21 protein-coding genes and 1 pseudogene are annotated in these 23,606 nt (G+C 36.6%); 11 read left to right on the top strand and 11 right to left on the bottom strand.

Annotated elements, in window-relative coordinates; translation table 11 throughout:
- Positions 1–7: 7 nt before the first annotated feature.
- Positions 8–892: an EamA family transporter gene (locus tag AC1PJP_RS10185; protein ID WP_111855051.1), complete on the bottom strand. Its 885-nt coding sequence runs from the start codon at positions 890–892 to the stop codon at positions 8–10.
- A gap of 98 nt (positions 893–990) precedes the next feature.
- Entirely contained in the window at positions 991–2,223 is a 1,233-nt protein-coding gene (gene serA / locus AC1PJP_RS10180; protein ID WP_004789759.1) for a phosphoglycerate dehydrogenase, read from the bottom strand.
- A 378-nt stretch (positions 2,224–2,601) separates the two neighbouring features.
- Here serA and AC1PJP_RS10175 point away from each other — a divergent pair, with 378 nt between their 5' ends.
- Positions 2,602–4,011: an FAD-binding oxidoreductase gene (locus AC1PJP_RS10175; protein ID WP_199945112.1), complete on the top strand. Its 1,410-nt coding sequence runs from the start codon at positions 2,602–2,604 to the stop codon at positions 4,009–4,011.
- A 76-nt stretch (positions 4,012–4,087) separates the two neighbouring features.
- Entirely contained in the window at positions 4,088–5,512 is a 1,425-nt protein-coding gene (locus tag AC1PJP_RS10170) for an AbiH family protein (protein ID WP_199945114.1), read from the top strand.
- A gap of 52 nt (positions 5,513–5,564) precedes the next feature.
- Here AC1PJP_RS10170 and AC1PJP_RS10165 read toward each other — a convergent pair whose 3' ends face one another.
- A complete protein-coding gene (locus AC1PJP_RS10165) occupies positions 5,565–6,353 on the bottom strand; it encodes a xanthine permease (protein WP_479766917.1) in 789 nt (262 codons plus the stop codon).
- 186 nt (positions 6,354–6,539) lie between these two features.
- Between AC1PJP_RS10165 and AC1PJP_RS10160 the strand changes: the two genes are divergently transcribed.
- Complete coding sequence (locus AC1PJP_RS10160; RefSeq protein ID WP_004789750.1) at positions 6,540–6,908, top strand: hypothetical protein; 369 nt, start codon at positions 6,540–6,542, stop codon at positions 6,906–6,908.
- A 46-nt stretch (positions 6,909–6,954) separates the two neighbouring features.
- Here AC1PJP_RS10160 and AC1PJP_RS10155 read toward each other — a convergent pair whose 3' ends face one another.
- The gene (locus tag AC1PJP_RS10155) at positions 6,955–7,269 is read right to left on the bottom strand and encodes a putative quinol monooxygenase (RefSeq protein WP_267531238.1); all 315 of its coding nucleotides are present in this window, start codon (positions 7,267–7,269) and stop codon (positions 6,955–6,957) included.
- Positions 7,270–7,282: 13 nt separating this feature from the next.
- Complete coding sequence (locus tag AC1PJP_RS10150; RefSeq protein ID WP_479766916.1) at positions 7,283–7,870, bottom strand: NAD(P)H-dependent oxidoreductase; 588 nt, start codon at positions 7,868–7,870, stop codon at positions 7,283–7,285.
- Positions 7,871–8,094: 224 nt separating this feature from the next.
- Between AC1PJP_RS10150 and AC1PJP_RS10145 the strand changes: the two genes are divergently transcribed.
- Together AC1PJP_RS10145 and craA are read left to right on the top strand one after the other, a co-directional pair.
- On the top strand, positions 8,095–8,460 hold the full coding sequence (locus AC1PJP_RS10145) for a hypothetical protein (protein ID WP_111855048.1): 366 nt from the start codon (positions 8,095–8,097) through the stop codon (positions 8,458–8,460).
- 371 nt (positions 8,461–8,831) lie between these two features.
- Positions 8,832–10,061, top strand: coding sequence for a chloramphenicol efflux MFS transporter CraA (gene craA / locus AC1PJP_RS10140; RefSeq protein ID WP_479766915.1), 1,230 nt, complete (start codon positions 8,832–8,834; stop codon positions 10,059–10,061).
- A 41-nt stretch (positions 10,062–10,102) separates the two neighbouring features.
- Here the strand turns inward: craA and yccS are convergent, their stop codons facing one another.
- From yccS to AC1PJP_RS10120, 4 genes are all read right to left on the bottom strand, one after another.
- The gene (gene yccS / locus AC1PJP_RS10135) at positions 10,103–12,253 is read right to left on the bottom strand and encodes a YccS family putative transporter (RefSeq protein ID WP_479766914.1); all 2,151 of its coding nucleotides are present in this window, start codon (positions 12,251–12,253) and stop codon (positions 10,103–10,105) included.
- A gap of 203 nt (positions 12,254–12,456) precedes the next feature.
- Positions 12,457–13,026: a superoxide dismutase family protein gene (gene sodC, locus AC1PJP_RS10130; protein WP_151768241.1), complete on the bottom strand. Its 570-nt coding sequence runs from the start codon at positions 13,024–13,026 to the stop codon at positions 12,457–12,459.
- 125 nt (positions 13,027–13,151) lie between these two features.
- A complete protein-coding gene (locus AC1PJP_RS10125; protein WP_013196736.1) occupies positions 13,152–14,270 on the bottom strand; it encodes an AI-2E family transporter in 1,119 nt (372 codons plus the stop codon).
- Positions 14,271–14,394: 124 nt separating this feature from the next.
- A complete protein-coding gene (locus AC1PJP_RS10120; protein WP_479766913.1) occupies positions 14,395–15,039 on the bottom strand; it encodes a ParA family protein in 645 nt (214 codons plus the stop codon).
- 158 nt (positions 15,040–15,197) lie between these two features.
- Between AC1PJP_RS10120 and AC1PJP_RS10115 the strand changes: the two genes are divergently transcribed.
- Positions 15,198–15,665 carry a Holliday junction resolvase-like protein gene (locus tag AC1PJP_RS10115; protein WP_002116954.1) on the top strand — a complete coding sequence of 156 codons (468 nt, stop codon included), beginning with the start codon at positions 15,198–15,200 and terminating at the stop codon, positions 15,663–15,665.
- 139 nt (positions 15,666–15,804) lie between these two features.
- On the top strand, positions 15,805–16,368 hold the full coding sequence (locus AC1PJP_RS10110; protein WP_479766912.1) for a hypothetical protein: 564 nt from the start codon (positions 15,805–15,807) through the stop codon (positions 16,366–16,368).
- A 52-nt stretch (positions 16,369–16,420) separates the two neighbouring features.
- On the opposite strand, the gene AC1PJP_RS10105 is transcribed toward AC1PJP_RS10110, so the two are convergent.
- Together AC1PJP_RS10105 and AC1PJP_RS10100 are read right to left on the bottom strand one after the other, a co-directional pair.
- Positions 16,421–16,954: a hypothetical protein gene (locus tag AC1PJP_RS10105; protein WP_479766911.1), complete on the bottom strand. Its 534-nt coding sequence runs from the start codon at positions 16,952–16,954 to the stop codon at positions 16,421–16,423.
- A gap of 26 nt (positions 16,955–16,980) precedes the next feature.
- The gene (locus AC1PJP_RS10100) at positions 16,981–17,769 is read right to left on the bottom strand and encodes a class I SAM-dependent methyltransferase (RefSeq protein WP_479766910.1); all 789 of its coding nucleotides are present in this window, start codon (positions 17,767–17,769) and stop codon (positions 16,981–16,983) included.
- Positions 17,770–17,896: 127 nt separating this feature from the next.
- Between AC1PJP_RS10100 and AC1PJP_RS10095 the strand changes: the two genes are divergently transcribed.
- From AC1PJP_RS10095 to AC1PJP_RS10080, 4 genes and pseudogenes are all read left to right on the top strand, one after another.
- Positions 17,897–19,174, top strand: coding sequence for a hypothetical protein (locus AC1PJP_RS10095; protein WP_479766909.1), 1,278 nt, complete (start codon positions 17,897–17,899; stop codon positions 19,172–19,174).
- A gap of 413 nt (positions 19,175–19,587) precedes the next feature.
- Positions 19,588–21,015 carry an amino acid permease gene (locus AC1PJP_RS10090; protein WP_312322961.1) on the top strand — a complete coding sequence of 476 codons (1,428 nt, stop codon included), beginning with the start codon at positions 19,588–19,590 and terminating at the stop codon, positions 21,013–21,015.
- Positions 21,016–22,053: 1,038 nt separating this feature from the next.
- On the top strand, positions 22,054–23,328 hold the full coding sequence (locus AC1PJP_RS10085; protein ID WP_004789729.1) for a Glu/Leu/Phe/Val family dehydrogenase: 1,275 nt from the start codon (positions 22,054–22,056) through the stop codon (positions 23,326–23,328).
- 135 nt (positions 23,329–23,463) lie between these two features.
- Positions 23,464–23,606, top strand: a pseudogene (locus AC1PJP_RS10080) (hypothetical protein); the annotation flags it as partial.

Below are 23,606 nucleotides of genomic sequence, written 5' to 3'. Positions count from 1 at the left end.
AGTCGATTTAACTTACTATTTTTTCACGTTCCTGACGTGCTTTTTGGGTAGTTATAGTACAACCGACCGAAGCTGCAATAATTGTTGCAAGTGCCAACCATTGATTCCATAACAAATACTCACCTAAAAAGATAAAACCAGAAAGTGCAGCAACTGCGGGCTCTAGGCTCATCAATGTTCCGAAACTTAAGGGCGTTAAATTACGTAGGGCTAGCATTTCTAAAGAAAAGGGTAATGCGCTGGCTAAAATTGCCAAACCAATAAAATAAACAAGATAGGGGAGCTCTATAACTTGCCCTATTGAGCCTGAGAAAAAAGTAATGGGTAATAAGATGCATGCGCCCACACTCATTCCTAAACACACAGTGTGATTGCCTGATATACCTGACGGTTTCTGTCCAGCAATAATATAAAGTGCCCAACATGCGCCCGCACTAACTGCAAATAATACTCCGATCCAATCCAGACTATGAGCCTGATTGAAAGGGAATAGTAAAATGAGGCCAACAATCGCTAAACTGACCCAAACAAAATCATACTTTTGGCGTGCATGGTATAAGGCCACACTTAAGGGACCAATAAATTCAAAAGCAACTGCAATACCAATGGGTAACCGTTCAATTGACAGATAAAAAAGCGCGTTCATTCCTGCAAGAGCAAAGCCATACGCTAAAATAGCTTTCCAGCGGACCTGACTAAAGTTAATTCGCCAAATTCTAAAAATAAAGGCAAGAATAATTGCACCTAAGCATAAGCGCATTGCTGAAACGGTAAGGGTAGGAAAGCTCTGGAACAGAAATTTAGCTAAAGATGCGCTGCTTTGAACGCTTAACATGGCAAGAATAAGAAAACCCAACGCATGTAGCTGAGATTTCTGGTTCGAACTGGACATTTTATTATTTGATCAATTGGTATACTTTTCACATGATAATGTAAATGTCCATAAAAAAGCCACAGACAATGCTGTGGCTTTTAAATTTACAGTTCGTATTAGAACAATACGCGCACGCGAATTGTACCTTCAACTTCATGCAACATATCTAAAGCTTCGTGAGAAGCAGAAGCGTCAACGTCCATTACGAGGTAACCGATGTCACCTTTAGTCATGAGTGATTGACCAGAAATGTTGATGCCTTGCTCAGCAAACAAGTTGTTGATCTTAGACAAGACGCCCGGTACGTTTTTGTGGATGTGCAATAAACGGTGTTGGCCAGCAGTCAATGGTAATGCGATTTCTGGAAAGTTTACTGCAGAAAGCGTCATACCTTTGTCAGAGTAAGCAACAAATTTCTCTGCAACTTCTAAACCGATGTTTGCTTGAGCTTCCATGGTTGAACCACCAACGTGAGGAGTCAAAATCACATTGTCTAAGCCACGAAGTGGAGAAACAAACTCTTCGCCATTTGCTTTTGGTTCTTTAGGGAATACGTCAACCGCTGCACCAGCAATATGACCAGATTTGATGGCATCCGCTAAATCTTCAATCACTACACATGTACCACGTGCAGCATTTAGGAAGATTGCGCCTTCTTTCATTTTTGCAAATTGTGCTTTAGTGAAGAAGTTGCGTGTAGATGGAACATCAGGCACATGTAATGTAACTACATCAGCAGTCGCTAAAAGTTCGTCTAACGAACCAACTTGGCGAGCATTACCCATTGGTAATTTAGTTACAGCATCGTAATAAATCACATGCATACCTAAGCTTTCAGCAAGAACAGAAAGCTGAGAACCGATGGAACCGTAACCTACAATACCTAAAGTTTTGCCACGAGTTTCGAAAGAACCGACAGCAGACTTGTCCCAACCACCACGATGACAAGCCGCCGATTTTTCAGGAACACGGCGAAGAAGAAGAATTGTTTCAGCAAGTACAAGCTCTGCAACCGAACGCGTATTTGAATACGGTGCGTTGAATACAGGAATACCACGTGCCATTGCTGCTTTAAGATCAACTTGGTTGGTTCCGATACAGAAACAACCCACTGCGATCAATTTATTTGCAGCTTCGAAAACTTCTTCAGTCAATTGGGTACGCGAACGAATACCAATAAAGTGAGCATCTTTAACAGCTTCTTTTAGCGCTTCGCCTTCAAGAGCAGTTTTGCGATAGTCAATATTGGTGTAACCCGCAGCGTTTAGAGTATCGACTGCGTTTTGGTGAACGCCTTCTAACAAAAGGAAACGGATTTTATCTTTAGGTAGTGAAAGATGTTGGCTCATTACGGCTCCGCTACAAAGGCCAAATTTGGTGGCGCTATCATAACATAATGGTCGGTACTATAGATATTTCGTTTGCGCCATCGTCTTATGGCAATTTTATCTATGTCTAATCACTTCTATTTATGGCTTGTGAGTCATTTAGAATAGGTTTGGTATGGAATTTAAATGCGATTTTTCTCTGAAAGTCTCATAGAAAAGCATTTATTTACGTTAAACATGTTTTGTAGTGACAGTATCTCTATTCTGAACTTTATCGCTTGAGCTGTTGCATGTAGAATATAGGAGTTCCTTGAACATTATGGCTTTGCTCAGGTGAGAACCCTGAAAATATGAAGTCATATTCCCACCATAGTTTACTTCTTGCTAGGTCTGCAAACGATGAATGCTCCAGTCGCTTTAACACCTGAGTTACTCACCCAATTAACAGCAATCGTCGGTGAAAACCGTATTAAAACCGATGCTGATAGTCTCGAAAACTGGGGTAAAGATCATACCAAGCATTTTAATCCGAACCCATCGGTCATCGTTTTTCCATCGACCACTGAACAAGTTCAGGCAGTTGTAAAGCTTGCGAACCAGTTTAATATTGCGATTACACCGTCAGGTGGTCGTACTGGTCTCTCTGCTGGTGCGGTAGCAACCAATGGTGAAATTGTCATTAGCATGGACAAAATGAACCAGATTCTTGAGTTCTTCCCAGCAGATCGTATGGTACGAGTGCAAGCTGGTGTTGTAACTGAACAATTGCAAAATTATGCTGAAGAACAAGGAATGTATTACCCAGTTGACTTCGCGTCAGCAGGTTCTAGTCAGATTGGCGGTAATATCGGTACCAACGCTGGCGGTATTAAAGTAATTAAATACGGCATGACACGTAATTGGGTGCTTGGTTTAACCGTTGTTACTGGTAAAGGTGATATTTTACGTTTAAACAAAGGCATGGTTAAAAATGCAACTGGTTATGCATTACAGCATTTGTTTATTGGTGGTGAAGGTACTTTAGGTTTAGTGACTGAAGCGGAAATTAAACTTGAGCGCCAACCACAAAACTTACAAGTTTTAGTTTTAGGTGTTCCTGATTTTGACGCAGTAATGCCTGTATTACATGCGTTCCAAAAAGATATCGATTTAACTGCATTTGAGTTCTTTGGTGAACTTGCAATGCAAAAAGTTTTAGACCACGGGCATGTACAACGTCCATTTGAAACTCAATGTCCATTCTATGTATTGCTTGAGTTTGAAGCGCCATATGAGCCGATTCTCGATAAAGCAATGGAAATTTTCGAGCATTGTATGGAGCAGGGTTGGGTACTTGATGGTGTAATGAGCCAGAGCCTTGACCAAGTAGAAAGTTTATGGCGTTTACGTGAAGATATTTCTGAATCAATCGCGCCGTTTATTCCATATAAAAACGATATTTCAGTGTTAATTACTCACGTGCCTGCATTTATTCGTGAGATTGATGCAATTGTTCAAGAAAACTATCCTGATTTTGAAATTTGCTGGTTCGGTCATATCGGTGATGGTAACTTGCACTTAAATATTTTAAAACCTGAAAACTTAACCAAAGATGAGTTCTTTGCGAAGTGTCAGGTTGTGAATAAATATGTGTTTGATACCGTGAAAAAATACGATGGTTCAATCTCTGCCGAGCATGGTGTAGGTATGACGAAAAAGCCATATTTAGAATATTCACGTTCAGCTGAAGAAATTGAATATATGAAAGCTTTGAAAAAAGTATTTGATCCGAATGGTTTGATGAACCCAGGTAAATTATTTGATCTTTAATGCTTGATTGAATAAAAGAATTTCTGTTAAAAGCGTATCGAAAGATGCGCTTTTTTATTATGAGAATTTTATAACAATGAATATTCTAATAGTTGGTAATGGCTTCGATTTATCTCACTATTTGCCTACAAAGTATGACCATTTTATGGTTGCAATGGAAGCTATAGAAAATTGGGATTTATCTGTTGGGGAGATGAGCTTTGATGATCTATTTGGCTCTTTGTATGAAAAAGAGAATTATTTCTTCAGATATACAAAATCAATGTATCAAACAGATGAGACCAAAATCTCGGTTGACCAAATCATAGAGTTAAAGCAACATTTGAAAGAAAATGTTTGGTACCAATATTTCTCTGATCATGTAAGACAGGTAAGAACTTGGATAGATTTCGAAAAAAAGATTGAAGAAGTATTAAATTATTTTACTAAATTATTTGAAAAAATAACTGATTTTTATAATAAAGATAACAATCTTGAGTTGGAAGTAAAAACATCTATAAGTAACGATTCTACTTCTAATAAATTTATTTATCTGGGAGAAAGAGCTTGCGATGCTCTATCATGTGTGAAAATTTTAGAAAAGAAATATTATAAATCAGTAAGAGATTCAGATGGATATAGAGAATTTAATTACACAGATTTGAAGTCAAAGAATTACAATTATTTTATAAGTGATAAATATATTAAGCGCTTTGATAAATATGATTTTTATATGGTTGAAAATAGTATTGGGGATTTGAATGAATCTTTGAATAATTTTATTGATATTTTTAACTGGTATCTTTGTTTGATTTGTGATCTTAAGTTTAAAAATGGTATAGATGATAGTTATATTTCTAATTATGATAAGGTTTATTCATTTAATTATACTAATACTTACACTAAGATTTGTAATAATGATCGATATGTTGATTTCTTACATGGTAAGGCGGGTGTTAATCAAAATATTGTTTTAGGGATTTCAGATTTAAAGTCAGAATCATTAAAAAATATAAAAGCATATGGTTTTACTAAATATCATCAGAAAATGTATAAAAATACGGATTATATTTTTTTAAGTGAAATTATTAATCATTTTTACTCTACGGAAAGAAAAGTTAAAAGTTTAGAGGATGAAATCAATAGTTACTTAGATAACCCCTCTTTAAGTGTAGATGTATATTTTAGAACAATGTTTGATGCTAAAACTAGAGATTACGGAGTGTTGAAGCAAAGTTCTGAAGAAACTTACAATATTCAAATATGGGGACACTCTTTAGACCAATCAGATGAAAATTATATTAAAGAAATATTCTCCTTTAATGGAGAGTTTATTCAGCAGCGTTGTAATATTATTGTTTTTTATTTCAATAATTATGCAAAATTTGAATTGTTAAATAACTTACTTTCCATTCTTGGAAGCAATCTAGTGGAAAGGTGGATGAAAAATGGTTGGTTAAAGTTCGAGCCTAATCCTAATCTTGTCGAAATTAATAATATTCAACCAGTTGATTTAACTTAGTTTGGGTAACTTTTGATAAAGCCACTTATCTTACAAGTGGCTTTAGATAGAGTTATTTCTTGTACGCTTTCCAGCCCGTCACAATATGATAAATCAACGGTAAAAGACTAAGAGCAAAAAAGCTACAAAGCCCAATGGCCCACACAGGTAAATCCCTTGGATTACCTAAAAAGAAATAGGCAAAAATAGAATAAGACAACATCGAAAACATCGCCATTGTTCCAAGTGGAACTGTGACTTTAAAAATTAACGTACTAGCAAATGTTTTGTAGGGTTCCATGTCGCGCTTTAGACTATAGGCAATAATCATGAGCAACACATAACCTAAAATAAACAGCATAAATAAAGCGGCTGCAAACAATAGAATTGTTCGCCAGCTCTTTTCTTGTGCGGTGTGATCACCTGATTCATAAATAACAGTAATATGTTCACCAACTACAGGTACATCACCAGAGCGAACTGAGTTGTCTAAAGTTAGAGTTCTGTTTTGATTATCTTTAAATTGAACCTGAGCAATATGCATCAGTGTCTTAGTTTTATATTTACGCCCATTTGAGTCGGTACGTTCAGTATCTACCCATTCCGAAGTATAACTCACTACAGTTGCATCGTAAGTTGGTTTGGTTGCTAAGCCGTAGACTGCCTGAGAAACCCAATAAGTAAATGGGAAAAATAAAGCACTAATACTAAAAACCACGGCAAATAAATAGGCAAATTCAAACTTACTACTTTTACGATTTTTAGCTAAACGCTTGACCCAAAACTTGGTGAGTACAAATGACCAAATCATCAAAACTGCAACGACCACCAAGAAAACTTGTCCCGCATACGTCAGTTGCATAATGATCCTATTTGTTATGTGTAATAGAAATTAATTTTATCAAACGATTGTCGTTAAAGTTGAGTGAGTAAGAACAATTATTTGATCTGTAAAAGAGTAGCTATCCTTAGAACTACATAGTTTCTACAGAGTAACCGAGCAAGGCATAGCATCATAAAGCTATGCCTTTTGTTTTTGGTGATAAAAATGCAACGTTTATTTTTAATTTCAGCGCTCTGTGCTGGACTTTTCACTGGGTGTGCGACGACCAGTAAATTAATTCCTTTTGTGGGCTCCGAAACCCCTATGCAACAAGTACTTAAAGCTCAACCTGAGATTGTAAAAGAGCATAACAATACCTCAGTTCAGCAAGTGTTTAACCGAGTAGAATCTCCAACAGTTTCCCGTATTGTTGTCATTCAAACAGGTTTAATGGATGACTCCGTTTCTGCTATTCGAACAGAATATGCATTTAAATTAGTGGATGAAAAGTGGCAGTTGCAGAATAAGCAAAAAAGCTATCAGTGTGCGAGAGGGAAAGGCTCTAGAGGTTTTCAAACACAGCTTTGTTCTTAAAATATAAAAAAAGACGATAAATATATCGTCTTTTTTATGGGCTAAATTATACGCCGCTTTCTAAAATTTTAATTTTGACATCAATGACATCATCTTTAACTGCTTCATGATGTGCTTGCATATGAGGCGTAGCCAAATGTGCCTCAAGATGAGCAACGCTTGCCCATTTTTCTAACATCACAATCGTGTCAGGCTCTTGAGTCTGGAAGCTCGCATTTGATTTGTGGTCAACTAAAGGTTCATAACCATGACAACCATCTTCTGCTAAAACAGTTGGAATAATTTTTTGAAAAGCATCCAACACGTTTTGACGATGCTGCCCAGCTGATTTGGTGCGAATTTCTGCAATAATGGTTAGCATGGATTTCTCCTTTTTAAGCTGCTGCAAATACACTATTTAAGTGTGCTTTATATTCTTCAACATAACTATCAACGTCAGGCATTTTAATTACGTCGTTTACAATAAAAGTCGGTAATGTGCCCATGCCTAAGAACTGATTAGCTTTATGGAATGGTAAATAAACACCATCTACGCCTACGCCGTGGAAGAACTGATCTGCATCGTCAAATGCTTCCATTGGCGCATTCCAAGTGAGTGACAGCATATATTTTTTGTCATGAATTAAACCACCTGAACCATATTTTTTTGAAGCATTAGAGCGGCTACGACCATCACTTGCATAAAGTGAACCGTGTCCTGTCGTAAATACATCATCAATATATTTTTTTACAGTCCAAGGTGCACCCATCCACCAACCTGGCATTTGATAAATAACAACATCTGCCCATAAGAATTTTTCTACTTCAGCTTCTGCATTGTAGTCGCTATCTGCACGAGTCACTTGAACTTCATGGCCTAGTTCAGTGAGATGGTCTGTTGCCAATGTCGTGAGCGTGTCATTTAATTCACCATTGGAATGGGCAAATTGTTTGGCGCCATTAATCACTAAAATATTGCTCATGAGAGTTACTCTAATTAATTTCCTAAATTTGATGTGTACTTTACGGAATTTACTCTTGTTGAAAAATGCATGAATAGGAAAAATATTATTGATTAAAAGTCACTAATATTGATTTGATGCATCATTTTATTTTCCACATTAAAGATGAACACTTTACAAAGTAGAACGGAAAAAATTATTTGTAGTCTTTAGCATTAAATTTGAGTAAATCTAAGAGATCACGTATGAGAAAAATGAGTTTGCTGATTGCTTTTAGCCTTGTAACGCTAACGGCTTGTGCCCCAGCGAAAAATTCTTCTGCTCAACTTGCTGATAGCCCGATACAAGCGGTATTACTCGATCAGCCCGATCTCTTAAATGATGCAAACAATTTGGATATTTCACAGCAAATGAATGCTGCCGATGATCCCTCTAATGCTCAAGTCACTATTTTACAGACAGATCCGAGCGAAGATGCGATAACAAAAGTCCGTACAGAATATTTATTAAAGCGAGACCAGCAAGTCTGGAAAATTGTAAATAAAAAGCAAAGCTATCAATGTACACAAGGACAAGATGCCCCAGACTTTCAAGTTAATCCTTGTCCTTAATGCTTAATTTTTTATCGAATATGTGGATAACTTTGAGTTTGTGCACAACAAGAATTTGTGGGTTTTTTAGTGCAAAAAACTGAAATTTAAGCTTCTTGAAATTGCATGATTGCTGATCAATTTAAAAAGTGCTATTGTTGCGCTCGGCAATTGTGCCAATTGGTAAAAATTACCGAATCTCACGTCATACATTTTTTCTCGTTTTAGACACCTTGTGAATACGGTGTTTCACATTCTAAACATGCACTCTCACGGCATATAAAAACTTAACTAAAGATTGATAGACCATACTGTCATCGTCATGACTACATTATTTATTTCAATATGTAGTTACTGAGACATTTTGGCCGTTATTTTGAAGTGTACAACTCATGAAAAATATTCAAACGACAACGTTGAACCGTACAACGTTGATGTTTCCTTTGGCCTTAGTGCTATTTGAATTTGCGGTTTATATTGGCAATGACCTTATTCAGCCAGCAATGTTGGCAATTACTGAAGATTTTGGTGTAAGTGCAACTTGGGCCCCATCTTCAATGTCATTTTATTTATTAGGTGGTGCTACGGTTGCATGGTTACTTGGACCATTGTCAGATCGTCTCGGACGTAAAAAAGTATTGCTAGCAGGGGTTTTGTTTTTTGCTCTATGCTGCTTTTTAATTTTACTAACACGGCAAATAGAACAGTTTCTAGCATTAAGATTTTTGCAGGGAATTGGCCTAACTGTAATCTCCGCAGTCGGTTATGCCGCTATTCAAGAGAGTTTTGCCGAGCGTGATGCAATTAAAGTTATGGCACTCATGGCAAATATCTCGTTGCTTGCACCATTGCTGGGGCCTGTACTTGGAGCCTTTTTAATTGATTATGTGTCTTGGCATTGGGGCTTTGTCGCCATTGCTGTATTGGCATTACTCAGTTGGGTCGGTTTAAAAAAACAGATGCCAAGTCAGCAAGCCAGTGTAACTCGACAACCTTTTAGTTATCTTTTTGATGATTTTAAAAAGGTGTTTACTAATCGCCGTTTTTTAGGCTTAAGTCTTGCCTTACCGTTGGTGGGCATGCCTTTAATGCTTTGGATTGCTTTATCTCCAATCATTTTGGTAGATGAGTTAAAGCTCACTAGTGTGCAATATGGCTTGGCTCAATTTCCAGTATTTGTTGGTCTCATTTTAGGTAACATTGTCTTAATTAAAATTATTGACCGTCTAGCTTTAGGTAAAACTATTCTAATTGGCTTACCGATTATGCTGATTGGGACACTCATTTTAATATTAGGTGTGGTGTGGCAAACCTATTTAATTCCTTGTTTGCTTACAGGCATGACGCTCATCTGTTTTGGTGAGGGAATTAGCTTTTCAGTCTTATATCGCTTTGCACTCATGTCATCTGAAGTATCAAAAGGAACTGTTGCAGCGGCCGTTTCGATGCTATTGATGATGAGCTTCTTTGCAATGATTGAGCTGGTACGTTACCTCTATACGCAATTTCATTTATGGGCCTTTGTATTATCTGCATTTACCTTTATTGCTCTTTGGTTTACTCAACCACGAAGTGCTTTAAAGCAGGAAATGCAAGAAAGAAAGCTCGAAGGAAATGATTAAATTAAAAATACCGGAATCGATATTCCGGTATTTTTTTAATATTAGGTAATTTCTTGTTCTAACAGCTTATCTTTAAGCATCAGCAATTCTGGTAATGTTTCTAACAATAAACTGATTTGTTTCAAGACCAAGGTGTATTTCTCAGATAACTGTTCTTGAGCTGTTAGGTCCTGAATTTCTTGTAATATTTGAGAAATGAGCGTGTGGTCGGGTAGGGCTTGCTCAAGAACACTCTGGCTCAAAATTTCTTGGCAGCGTAGTAATAATTGTAAAACCTGCTCTTCATCAATTTTCTGCCGTTGGCTACCTAACGCTGCTACATAGCTCAGCTGGCTGTGGCTATAAACCAAATAGCGAAAAGCGTAATGGATGAGTTGCGGATTTGGATTCGGTTCAGCACTTAAACTCGAGATCATGTTCGATAGCTCGATTTGAGCATTATGGGCAGCACGACGAATTCGACGGTATTCTATATCCTGATTTTTGCCATATTGATATTGCTCAACAATCACATTGAAATAATCTAAGGTCGCTTTGCTACTTTTCTTAATATTGTTAGGAATATTGCGGAAGTTCCAATCAGGCCAAATAAAGTTTACGGCAAGCCATGCAATAAAACAGCCTAACAGCGTATCTATCAGACGGGGTAAAATAATGCTGTAGCCAGCACCTTTTAAGTTAAAAATTAACAGCACCATGAGGGTGGCCATAAGCGTCGCCAATGCATATTTCTTTTGCCTTAAGTAGAAAAAACAGACTCCGCAAATAATCGTAATGATGAGCTGACCTTCAATACTCGGTACAAAATATAGAATAGGTATTCCTAATAAGACACCGAGTAAGGTGCCAATGGTTCTTAGTTTAAGACGGCTTTTAGTCGCAAAATAAGTGATCTGACAGACAAATAAACTAGTCAGTAAAATCCAATAGCCATGCTGAGCAAATGGTAATAATGAAATGGCATAACCTGCGGCGAAAACGACTGCAATTCGTATGGCATGTCTAAATAAGGCTGACTGTGGTGTAAGCTGTTGCCTGAGTTTTAAGATCAGATCTGAAAACCCTTGAATATCATCATCAAGTAAATTTAAGTGTTCTTGTCTTGTTTGGGTATTATTTTCAGGGAAGGGCTGTGCATATTGTAGTTGTTCAAACTGTTCGTGCATTCCCTTTAAATTATCAAAAATAAGTCTTAAATTTTTAACTTCAAAGTTTTGTGGATGCTGTTGTATCCAGTCCTTTAAAGAACTTTTCAAATGGTTCAATACCGTCCGGCTTTCTTGCGAAGGCTGAGATGGTCGATTATGCAAAATACACTGAGCTAGATCTTGGCACGCTTGCGCTTGTAGGCGTAGATTTTTTTGGAAACGGAAAATAAGATCACTACGGCTAAAGTTCTGTTGAATATGCTCGTAATGTAAATAATTAGAGGTTGCTTGCTCGTGAATGTCCCGCGCAAAAAAATACAGGTTTAGCCAATAGATACTTTTATTACTGACCCGTGAAGCTTTGAGTCGAGTGAGCAGGGAGCTGCGTATTTGATTGAGACTTTGAGCAACTTGCGTATTTTGTAAGGACAGTTCATATAAGAGTTGTTCTACGTTTTCTTTATTGTCGGGATCAAACAAACGTGCTTTTGCTTGAAGTAGAACAGAAATTTCTTTAAAAATTTGTGAGAGCTTATCTTGTAAGGGAAGTGTCGGCTTAATAATAAAAAACAAAATAGATGTAAAGCCGTACCACAAAGCACCATAAACAAAGTAGGTGGGTTGTTGGTACCAGTGCGCATATTCTCCTAAACCGAACATGCTATAAATGGAAAGCAAAATAGTGCCAAATGAAATTGTGGCATAACGTTGCCCTAAAGCGCCTAATAAAATGAAAAAAGCACTAGAAAGAGAAAGATATAAAATAAAGAAAATTTTGTAGGGAGCTAAAAACCCAAGAATACTACTGACTGTAAAAAAGAGGAGACAGACGTAAACCAAGTTACGTAATCGAATACTTAAGCGATCATCAAAGTCGGTTAATGCTGCTGCAATCGCGCCTAAAGTTACGGGAACGATGAGCTCGTTATGGCCTAGCCAAAGTAAACCCAAAGTTGTGCCTGTGAGTACAATCAAAATTTGCAGGCAATAAATTAAAATCGAGTTCGTCTTAAAACTATTAAATATTTGGGTCAGATAGTTCACGGCTTTTGTTCTAAATTAGAGAATACGTGAGAAAGCAGTATGTAACTTTAAATTTTTATTACTTCAAAAATATTATTCTTTTTATCTACAAAAGTCAGTCATTTTTTAAGATTTTATTAGGCTTAAATCAAGTTATAACGATCAATAAATTAACAAAATTGTGGATATCTTTTTAGATACCCACAATTTGAAAAAGACATAAATTATTTAATCACGCCACATGCAATTCGTGCTCCGCCACCGCCGAGAGGCAGAGGTGAGTCTGAATAGTTATCGCCACCCGCATGAATCATGATAGCTCGACCTTGAAGATCAGCAAGTTTCAATCGAGGTGCGATTACTGCAGTCGTTGCAACACCAGTATTATCGACTACTAAAGCAGGTAAATCACCTAAGTGGCCAGTTGTTGGAGTACCGTGATGAGGGGCTTGATTCGGGTTGTAGTGACTACCAGCAGCTAAAGCAGCACCAGCTTTTCCATCTTTTACAGCTGGTTCACAAGAGGCATTTTCATGAATATGGAAGCCGCGTGTACCACTTGGTAAGTCAGCTAGAGCAGGGGTAATAATTAAACCTTTGTCGCTATCTTGAAAGCTAATCGTACCTAATTTTTTACCAATACCAGCGGCAGTCACTTCATTTACATCTACCACTTTTTTCGTATGCATTGTCGTTAATGCTTGAGCTGTATCTGATACAGTTTTTGTGACTGAACTACAGCCAACCGTAAAAAAAGCTGTAAGCGCACAGACTGCGCCAATTTTATTAAACATCTGCATGATCGGATGTCCTTATAAATATATATGATTGTTTGATTCAAACAAACCAAGGTTTAACCTACAAGTTAATTTAAATAGTTAATTTGTATCTAGAAACATTTTTAAATTAAATAAATAAATCACTCTTTATCATTAGAAGATTCACTTTCAGAATCATAAATCATAGTCGTTTTAGGCATAGGTTCAGGCTCAATGGTTTCATGTAACCATTCACGCCAAATTGCCAGTAAAATAGCCAGAATTACAGGCCCAATAAATAAACCTACTAATCCGAAACTTGCAATACCACCTAACACACCAAACATGATTAATAAGAATGGAATTTTTGTAGCACCAGAAATCACAAGTGGTCGAATCACATTATCTGAGCTACTAACAATCACTACACCCCAAACTACTACACCAATTGCTTCCATAGTTTGTCCCTGAGAGAACAACCATAGACCGACACCTAAATAGGAAATGGGTGTACCAAATGGAATTAAAGCCAATAAGAAAGTAGCAATGGTAAGCACCATTGGGTTAGGGACACCTGCTACGAAATAACTTAATCCAGCTAAAACAGCTTGAGCAATTGCAGTTAAACCCACGCCATAGACTACAGCACGAGTCGTTTCCGAAATCGTATCGAGATAATGGTGAATACGAGGGCCTATAACCATTTCTAAGGCTTTACTCACCTGAGACAAAATCATTTGACCATCACGGTAGAAGAAAAATAGGCTAAATACGGCAAAGCCAAGTTTGACAATATTTTTACTAATTTCACCGAGCAGTACACGGCCATAACTTAAATGGCTTTGTACCCAAGCTGCAACATTTTGAATCGTGCTATTAGGGTCGTTATTTAACTCATTGAGTGTACGAGAAATTTCTTTTCCAACAAAAGGAAGATCACGAATAAAATCAGGAACACTTAAATGACCTGAAAAAACTTGACGTTGTAAGTCAAAATATAAGTTGCGGCCTTCATGCTGCAAAATAAAAATAGCGCATGTAAAAGGGACGCCAACAACCAAAATGACCAGACTAATCATTAGAGTTGCATTTAAAGTATTACGGGTTTCTCCAAAAAAACGTTGAATTCTTAAATAAATAGGCCAAGTCATATAAGCAATGATGGCAGCCCAAAGTACAGGAACAATAAAGTATTTCAGGATATTAAATCCTAAAAAAATCAAAATAAAAAACAGCCCAAACAATAAAACGCGCTGTAAATTAGGAGCGTATGGATGCACGAACAATATTTCTCTAATTTTCTACATAGAATAAAGTCATATTAACTGAAAAATAACCTGAGGCAAATTTTAAGGCCGCAATGTAAAGAACCTTATACATCTCTTTTTAGAGACTAAAAGTGATTTAAAACCACTCAGCTTTATCTTCAACTAACTTGTTTAGAACAGGTTGCCATTGATTTTGAATCGTAATAAAGTTTTTTTGAGGCTTATCAAAAATGCTTAAGCCTTGCATTGCTAAGCTGCCATAAGCAGTGCGTTCAGCAATCCACGCAACAGGTTCCTGTTCAATTTTTTCAAAAAACTGTTGAATATCTTTTGAGCTGGCACTATTTGGTTTTACGCGATTTGCAAGAAGTAAAATCTGAACTTTGCCTTTACGAATACGCTTAATATCTTGTAAATGCTTTAAAAAGCGACGAGTACTGTCTATATCAAAAAATGAAGGCTGAAGTGGAGTAATAATGGCATGAGCTTCACTAATGAGTTGCTCAGCATGTTCACCTGAAAGTGCACCAGGCGCATCAATAATTAAATAATCCAGATTTTTAGGCGCATCACCAATTGATTTTTCATGACGCCAGTCGAGGCTTTGAATTTTTACGACACCATCGGGGCGCTGTTTTAACCACTGTAAAGCCGATTTTTGATTGTCCGAATCTGCTAATGCTACTTTATATCCTTTTTGTGCCAATGCTGTTGCCAACGTAATGGCCGTCATGGTTTTTCCGCATCCGCCCTTTTGATTTGCAATAAGTATCGTTTTCATAAATCCAATTATTTTCAGCAGCACATTTGTTTATGTTTTATACCTTAGCATCTTTTTATGTGAAGGAGATGACCACATTTGACAAAAGTTTAAGCTGTTTCGTTATTTTAGATATGATTAGATCTGTAATCTTAATTCGCGCTTTTTAAGGAAAATTTATGTCTGTATGGCTTGCCATGCTTATTGGTGCTGGAATTGGCATCATTATCACTACTCTTATTTTATCAAACACTCGGAATGGACGAATTAAGGCTGAATATGAGCAATATATTGCTGAACTTGAATTAGAGCATCAGCAAGCTCTTACTCAAGCACAAAAGAGAAGTGTAAATACAAGCCGTGCGGTGTTGAAAGGAAAAATGGCAGAACAATTTGCTCCGGTTTTGCCTGAATTTCAGTATCTACCCAGCGATGCAAAATTCATGGGCGATCCGGTGGACTATATTATCTTTGATGGATATACCGATTTCCGGGACGGTGATGGGACGGCAGAAGACATCAATATTATTCTACTCGATGTAAAAAGTGGCGGTGCAAGGCTTACTAAAGGTCAACAAGCCATTGCACAAGCAGTCCAACAAGGTAAGGTTCGTTTTGAAACTTTGAGAATAGATTTTGAAGATTAACAAGCTGTTTAATTCAGCACAAAAATAGACGAAATTGATCTGTATTGTTACTAAATTCCGATATTTTTTTCATCACTTAAGGCTACTATAAATTGAAGATCTATTCACTTTGATCTAGCAATATTTGAGGTGTAACGCGATGAAAAAACAATGTTTGATGATGGGCTTGCTGACTGCTATTAGCATGAGTTCAGCATTTGCATCGACCTCAAGTGAATATAATATTGCCAATGGTTTGAACCCGATTGAAAAAGATCAATCTATTTCTGTATTACAACCTTTTCAAGGAAATTTCAGGATCTTGGGTTCAAAAGTCTATCAAAATGATGAACAAGCTAAATTTTCCCCTATCGACTATGCGGTAAGTTGGGGATTGTTTGCACAGCCTGAAATTGCACGTCATATTTCAGTGAAACAATATGACCGTTATTTAAACTGGAAAATTCCTAAATTACCTGTTCCAGCAGAGCAAGCAATGCAAATGGTGTCTAACATGCATATCATTCCTGCGAACCCTGAAATTGCTCAACAGATTAAACAAGTTAAACGTGGTGATCTCGTTTATCTAAAAGGGGATCTTGTCGAGATTAAAGACAAAAACTTAGTCTGGAAATCTTCACTTACGCCAACCGACACGGGTGATGGTGCATGTGAATTATTCCGTGTTCAGGCAATTCATTGGGTTGAAAAGCAAAATATATAATTTGAAAAAAGCCTTCATAAATATGAAGGCTTTTTTATAAGTAAAGTAATACTTATTTCTGTTGCGATGCTTTCCAATATTTTAATTGATTTTGCGCTTGTAAATAGTCGGCAAGATCATTGATCTGTTCATCTTTAGTCACGTGCTTATCACTATAGTGTTTTTCTTGGTTTTCCCAATATTGATAAAGTAATCCCTGAATGTAACGTCCTTGCTCAGTTTTTAAATCTAAATCTTTTAACATGGTCAGAGCAGAGCGCACATTATCGAGTGTACGTTTTTGCTCAAAATCTGTTGTGAGTGTTCCCGCTTCATGCATTTTTGCTAACTCATTTTCCATCTCGTCGCTCATTTCTGTAAAGCGGCGGTCATAGTCTTCTAAAAGTGCAATATCGTGTGCATCATCAGCAGTGGCAGGGAACGTCTTAACCGGTCTTTCATTTAGTTTTTCTAAAACCTGATCTGTAGATGAGGTCGCAGATGGTTGCTCCGTCTTAGCAGGCTCATCCGCTTTTTTACAAGCAGTGAGTAATAGGCTAGAGCAAAGCAAAGACATTAATATGACTTGAGGTGTTTTCTTCTTCATAACTTTCAACCAAACCTATTCACTAATTATTTAACGGGTAACGTACTTTTCTGAAAGTGATATGCATATGTGACATATGGAAAATCAATCTGATCTTGAGGACCTAATCCCGTAAAATCATAAACAATTTTTTCAAACTGTGCTTTGAGTTGTAACTGATCTTTTTCAGTCATTGCAGCAATAAAACTCGTAGAGAGTAAACGCTTACTCACAACTTGTTCGACAGAACCACATTGCGACTGTGTAAATGTTTGTAGGCTATCAAATATGAATAAATCTTGTTGTTCAAACACACGTTTCCACTTTTCACTATGGTAACGCGGCGTGTCTCCTTCAAGAGGAAGTAGAAAATCAGCTAAGGCTTTCACCCAATCCGTACGCTCGTCGCGTTGATTCCAAACAAGTCCTAAATGTCCTTGTGGTTTTAATACTCTATACATTTCTGTTAGGGTATCAATGTTGTCAAACCAGTGGAAAGATTGCGCACAAATAATGGCATCAATTTCATGGTCTGCTACAGGAATTGAATGGCTAAAAGCCTGTAATGTTTTGATATCAGGATAAACTTGTTGAAGCTGCTGTAACATCTCGCCAATTGGCTCAACTGCAATAACATCTGCATGTGTTTGTTTTAAGTAGGGTAAGAATTTGCCAGTACCCGATCCAAGATCGATAACAGTAGAGTTTTCCTGTATTTGTAGGCAATTTTGCAGCCAACTTACTATTTCTGCGGGATAATTAGGTCTAACTTGCTGATAAAGTTCAGCAGCTGAGCTGAAGCCTTTTTGAGCGGCAGGATGTAAGGATTGTGTCATATTTTGCGCTTTTTAATCTGACTGGCATCTATAAAATAAGATACTCCGCAATCATAAATTGGCAAAACACCTATTTTGTTTCATTTTTGACGTTGTATGTGGGAGTAAATTTTCTTTCGGTGTGAGCATGGATAAGCAAATTATTTTTGAAGACGAACACATTAGAGCCATTTTTTTACCAGGCGATTCTAATACATTGGTTCTCTCTTTTGGCGATTTGATTACCCGAGCGAGTGGCTTATCTATCAATGCTGAAAAGTCCCTAATTAAATACCAATATAATATTATTGGGGTAATGCCAAAACAAAAATCATGGTTTCCTCAAGCGAGCATGATTGAGCTGGCAAAAGCGATTTCGCCTATTCTAGAAGGCTTTAAAAATATTGTGGGTTATGGCGGTTCGATGGGCGGCTATGCAGCAATCAAATATTCTAATTTATTGAATATGAATCGTGTGATTGCATTTGTGCCTCAATATTCAATTGATCCTGACCAAGTTGAAGATCGACGCTATGCCGAGTTTTTCGATGCTGTGGCAAATAAAGGGATGCAAATCCAGTCGCAAGATGTCGATGCAGCACGTGAATACATAATTGTTTATGACCCTTATTTTTCAACTGACCGTGAACATTATCTAAAAATAAAAGAGCTCTTACCAAACTTACATACGATTCATTTGCCATTTACTGGTCATGAAGCATTGTCTGTATTGGCAAGCTCAAGTTTATTGCATGATTTTATTGAACATGATTTCGATGAGATCTATTTTTATCAGCAGGTTCGCAAGGTCAAAAAACAAAGTAAGTTTTACTTCCGTAATGTACTTGCACATGTTCTTACCCAACATGATGACATGTTGTTAAAAATATTACGCCAAAATGATTTTCAGCTTGATGAGCGTTATTTTGATAACCCCCTTAAACAGGCTATTACTCGTAGTTTAATAAAGACACAGCAAGCAACTGAGCTAGACTTTCAAAAGTTAGGTATTAAAGTACAGCGAATTCAGGACGCTGCGAATTATAAAGAAGGATTGCAGACCAGCTTTGGCTCAATTTTGGTATTCAACCTCATTAATTCAAAGTTTGAAAGTTATGCTCTAGATGTTCTGCTGGCGAATAAGTCTTATTTAATTCCAATTGTGGCTGAACACACTGGTGTAGTGCATATTAAATTAAATAATGAAACTTATTTGTTAGGAATGAATGATCGCAAAGTCATTAAATTGTTCAAGCATGACGAGCCTTTATCATCGGATATGAGTCCGTTTGTAGTCAAAAAATATTCCGACTGTTTTGCAATCAGCTATAAGCAATTAAATTTATCTTGTGATGAACATGGGATGTGTGAATTTATAGAAGGTTCAATTCAGTCGACTGAACAACTAGTCTCTATCAGCTTTTAAAACCTTATAGTGGTTAAATAAAGCTCAGACCTTAAGGTTTGAGCTTTATTTTTTGCTTAAAAAATATTTTTTCATAAATTTATTTGTATATTAATTTGAAATTCATTATTTAAATAAATAGTGTGTTTGTTCTGCGAATATTTATTGTATTAAAAGTAGATATAGCTAGTGGTGAATATAAATACTATATTTTAAAATAAATGGGTTTTATTAATATATAAATTATAGAAATAGTATCGGGTTAATTAAAATACATAAATAACGATGTTTTTTTATAAGATTATGTTTTTGTTATTTATTTTATTTAAGGAGGATGGGGCTGATTAAAATAAGTTCACTATTCAAAGATAATTGCATATTTATTTTTTTCTCCTAAAATGATTTTTTACTAAATTGTCGTTACAGTTTTTTATATGCAATCATTAAATTATCGGAATAATGATGCATCGCAACATGGAAGTTCTGCACCTTTGAAACGAGCAATGAGTACTCGACATTTGGTGATGATCTCCCTTGGCGGTGCCATAGGTACAGGTCTTTTTTTAGGGTCGGGTGATGTAATTTCCCAAGCTGGCCCAATTGGCGCAATTATTTCTTATTTTTTAGGCGGTTTAATTGCCTATACCGTGATGTTATGTCTTGGTGAACTTGCGGTACATGTACCAGAATCAGGATCATTCGGTGAGTACGCTCGTCGTTATATTGGTCCGGGTACAGGCTATATGATCACTTGGTTATATTGGTTAACTTGGACCGCGACTTTAGGAACAGAATTTACCGCAGCAGCTTTACTGGTTCGTGAGTGGTTTCCCTCTACTTCTGTTTGGGCTTGGACGCTATGTTTTGGTGCCTTAGTCTTTTTCATTAATATTAGTTCAACGCGATTATTTGCCGAGTCAGAGTTTTGGCTGGCACTTGTGAAAGTTGTCACAATTATCTTTTTTATTGGCTTGGGTTTGCTGGCGATTTTTGGCTTTATCCCTTATCACGGACACGAAACTGCGCCGTTGTTTAGCAATTTAACTGCCCAAGGCTGGTTCCCACATGGGTTATTTCCAATTTTTACAACTATGCTGATTGTTAATTTTGCTTTTTCGGGTACAGAATTAATTGGTGTGGCAGCTGGGGAGGCGGAGAATCCAGCACAGACAGTTCCTAAAGCAATCAATGCTGCTATTTGGCGACTACTGATTTTCTTTGTCGGCACAATTGTTGTAATTAGTTCATTGTTACCATTCCAGCTTGCTGGTTTGAGTGGTAATGAAGTGAGTAATAGTCCATTTGTGACTGTGTTTAATTATATTGGTATTCCCTATGCCGAAGATATTATTCGCTTTGTGATTATTACGGCTTTACTCTCTGCTGCAAATTCTGGTTTGTTTGCTGCTTCACGTATGATGTGGTCGCTTTCTGCAAAAAACCAATTACCAAAAATCTTTTCTAAACTTACACCTTCAGGAACACCTATTGTAGCAATTGTGGTCACAATGCTGGGTGCTATACCAGGTTTACTTTCAGAGCAATTTGCACCTGAAACTATTTTTAAGAATTTATTGGGTGTTGCTGCTTTCACCATGGTTGTAGTGTGGATTGCAATTTGCGTATCTCAATTTAACTTCCGTAGACAGTGGTATAAATCTGGTAAAACTGCAAAAGATTTGCGTTTTGCTGCTCCTTTATTTCCTTTGACTCCAATTGTGGGTGGTCTGTTCTGTGCTATTACTTGTATTAGCATGGTATTCGATCCTTCGATGCAGGTTGGCTTCATCTGTTGTATTGTTTTCATTCTTGTGTGTTATGCGAGCTACTTCATTTTTTATCATAAGAAAGATGTGGTGTAGAGCTAAGCAAAATATGCTTTCTGAAGCATAGTCTAAAGGCCCCATTTGGGGCTTTTTTATTGCCTGTAGGAAATTAGAAAAGGGGGGGATTTTATATATTTTTTTTAAAAATGAATTTTTATTTTTGATCATAAAAACAAATATTGTTTTATAAATTTACCACTGATCGGATTTTTATTAATATTTATTTATTATAAATATTTGATTAAGTCTATGTTTAGTCTTGTTATTTAATAAAGAGCCGTTTTTAGTTTTTTGGAATATAAGGGTTGAATGAACGTAATATGGATTTAATGTGAAGAATAGATAATTTTTTGATAGTTTTTTAAAAAATAAAAGTTATTAAGTTGTTGTTATATATTAATAAAAATATTTACATTTTTTGTATTTATGATTGTTTGTTTTCTATAATATTTTTTTATTAAAGTTAAGGATTTTTTAATATTTGTTGTTTTTTTATTATAAATGTCAGTTCGATTTGATTATTTTTTCTCTTCTTATTTATTTTAAAATGTTCTAAATGAGCTTGCTCTATGCTATATTTATTGGAAGATTTTATATCTATGTTGCGGCTTAATTTTAAGCAGTATGTGTGGAAATAATTAATCTGTAGGATTATTGAACAAAGTTTATTTTAAAAAGACTAATGGAGGGATCTATCGATTAGTCAAAAAAATTTTATGGACTCATGGTTTTTGTAAATCATAGTTCTTTTTAACTCCCAAACGGTTATGTCACTTCTTTTGTATTTATATTTCAGCCGGCTGGTTTTAGTGGGTTGTGGCTAGTTTTTTGCTTTTATAAAAATCTCTTTATAAACAGCAATTTAGACAAAAGAAAACTTGTAAAAGATATCGGTATATAAAAGTAGATCGTACTTTTAGTACCAACAAATGGAATTTAAAAAATCTGATGCTTTAGAAGAGCAAAAGATTTAGTAAATAAACTAAGGTACTGTTATTTCAGGGTTTTAGTTGCTAAATAATAAAGATTACAGATTTATCAAATCTGAGTCTATGAAGGTATATAGGAAAAAAGATGTCAGATCTTTCATACGTAAACGAACACAGCGATGCATGGCAAACTTACTTGGCACAAATTGACCGTGTTGCTCCGTACTTAGACCACTTAGCTGAGTTTATCGACACTTTAAAACGTCCAAAACGTGCACTTATTGTAGACGTGCCAATTGTAATGGATGACGGTTCTATTCAGCACTTTGAAGGCTACCGTGTACAACACAACTTGTCTCGTGGTCCTGGTAAAGGCGGTGTTCGTTACCATCCGAATGTTGATTTGAACGAAGTTATGGCGTTGTCTGCATGGATGACAATTAAAACTGCTGTTTTGAACTTGCCATTTGGCGGTGCAAAAGGTGGTATCCGTGTTGATCCACGTAAATTATCTAATCGTGAATTAGAGCGTTTAACTCGTCGTTATACGACTGAAATCGGTCACATTATCGGGCCTCAAAAAGATATCCCTGCTCCAGACGTTGGTACAAATGCCAATATCATGGGTTGGATGATGGATACTTATTCTACTAGCCAAGGTTACACAGTAACTGGTGTTGTAACTGGTAAGCCAGTTCACTTAGGTGGTTCTTTAGGTCGTGTAAAAGCGACTGGTCGTGGTGTATTCGTTACAGGTCGTGAAGTAGCTGCAAAAATCAACTTACCAATTGAAGGTGCGAAAATCGCTATTCAAGGTTTTGGTAACGTAGGTAGTGAAGCTGCTTTCTTATTTGTTGAATCAAAAGCGAAAGTTACACACGTTCAAGACCATACAGGCACTATTTTCAATGCTGATGGTATTGATCTTGAAGCTTTACGTGATCACGTAAATGCAAATCAAGGCGGTATTGGCGGCTTCGCTGGCGCGCAATCAATTGCTGATGAAGATTTCTGGACAGCAGAAGTTGACATTATTGTTCCTGCTGCATTGGAAGGTCAAATCACTGTTGAGCGTGCTCAAAAACTTAAAGCTAAGTTGATTTTAGAAGGCGCAAACGGCCCGACTTATCCTAAAGCTGAAGACGTATTAGTTGAGCGTGGCATTGTTGTAGTACCTGACGTTGTATGTAACGCCGGCGGTGTAACTGTAAGTTACTTCGAATGGGTTCAAGACATGGCGAGCTATTTCTGGACTGAAGAAGAAATCAATGAGCGTTTAGACAAATTGATGGTTCAAGCTATGGATGACGTTTGGAACACAGCGAATAGCAACGCTTGTACTTTACGTACAGCAGCTTACATCTTGGCATGTGAGCGTATTTTAAAAGCTCGTAAAGAGCGTGGTATTTTCCCAGGCTAATCTGCGGAAATTACTTTTAGGAAAAGTGGTCTGAGCAAATATTAAGGATGTTATAGGGTTATTTGTTCAGCCCCTTTTTCTGAATTATTCAAAATTAAGTGTTATCGAATATATTAAATAAATACTGAGGTAAGCATGGAACAGCCAATTTCTGTAACTCGAAGCAACTTTAACGACTGGATGGTTCCAGTTTTTGCACCGGCAAATTTCATTCCGGTACGTGGCGAAGGTTCACGTATTTGGGATCAAGAAAATAAAGAATATATTGATTTTGCAGG

The organism is Acinetobacter sp. V116_7 (assembly GCF_056735735.1).
This window is presented reverse-complemented; position numbering and strand designations above follow the sequence as displayed.

Coding starts and splice junctions, on each gene's coding strand:
- AC1PJP_RS10185 (WP_111855051.1), bottom strand. CDS start 892: ATGTCCAGTTCGAACCAGAAATCTCAGCTACATGCGTTGGGTTTTCTT.
- serA (WP_004789759.1), bottom strand. CDS start 2,223: ATGAGCCAACATCTTTCACTACCTAAAGATAAAATCCGTTTCCTTTTG.
- AC1PJP_RS10175 (WP_199945112.1), top strand. CDS start 2,602: ATGAATGCTCCAGTCGCTTTAACACCTGAGTTACTCACCCAATTAACA.
- AC1PJP_RS10170 (WP_199945114.1), top strand. CDS start 4,088: ATGAATATTCTAATAGTTGGTAATGGCTTCGATTTATCTCACTATTTG.
- AC1PJP_RS10165 (WP_479766917.1), bottom strand. CDS start 6,353: ATGCAACTGACGTATGCGGGACAAGTTTTCTTGGTGGTCGTTGCAGTT.
- AC1PJP_RS10160 (WP_004789750.1), top strand. CDS start 6,540: ATGCAACGTTTATTTTTAATTTCAGCGCTCTGTGCTGGACTTTTCACT.
- AC1PJP_RS10155 (WP_267531238.1), bottom strand. CDS start 7,269: ATGCTAACCATTATTGCAGAAATTCGCACCAAATCAGCTGGGCAGCAT.
- AC1PJP_RS10150 (WP_479766916.1), bottom strand. CDS start 7,870: ATGAGCAATATTTTAGTGATTAATGGCGCCAAACAATTTGCCCATTCC.
- AC1PJP_RS10145 (WP_111855048.1), top strand. CDS start 8,095: ATGAGAAAAATGAGTTTGCTGATTGCTTTTAGCCTTGTAACGCTAACG.
- craA (WP_479766915.1), top strand. CDS start 8,832: ATGAAAAATATTCAAACGACAACGTTGAACCGTACAACGTTGATGTTT.
- sodC (WP_151768241.1), bottom strand. CDS start 13,026: ATGTTTAATAAAATTGGCGCAGTCTGTGCGCTTACAGCTTTTTTTACG.
- AC1PJP_RS10120 (WP_479766913.1), bottom strand. CDS start 15,039: ATGAAAACGATACTTATTGCAAATCAAAAGGGCGGATGCGGAAAAACC.
- AC1PJP_RS10115 (WP_002116954.1), top strand. CDS start 15,198: ATGTCTGTATGGCTTGCCATGCTTATTGGTGCTGGAATTGGCATCATT.
- AC1PJP_RS10110 (WP_479766912.1), top strand. CDS start 15,805: ATGAAAAAACAATGTTTGATGATGGGCTTGCTGACTGCTATTAGCATG.
- AC1PJP_RS10105 (WP_479766911.1), bottom strand. CDS start 16,954: ATGAAGAAGAAAACACCTCAAGTCATATTAATGTCTTTGCTTTGCTCT.
- AC1PJP_RS10100 (WP_479766910.1), bottom strand. CDS start 17,769: ATGACACAATCCTTACATCCTGCCGCTCAAAAAGGCTTCAGCTCAGCT.
- AC1PJP_RS10095 (WP_479766909.1), top strand. CDS start 17,897: ATGGATAAGCAAATTATTTTTGAAGACGAACACATTAGAGCCATTTTT.
- AC1PJP_RS10090 (WP_312322961.1), top strand. CDS start 19,588: ATGCAATCATTAAATTATCGGAATAATGATGCATCGCAACATGGAAGT.
- AC1PJP_RS10085 (WP_004789729.1), top strand. CDS start 22,054: ATGTCAGATCTTTCATACGTAAACGAACACAGCGATGCATGGCAAACT.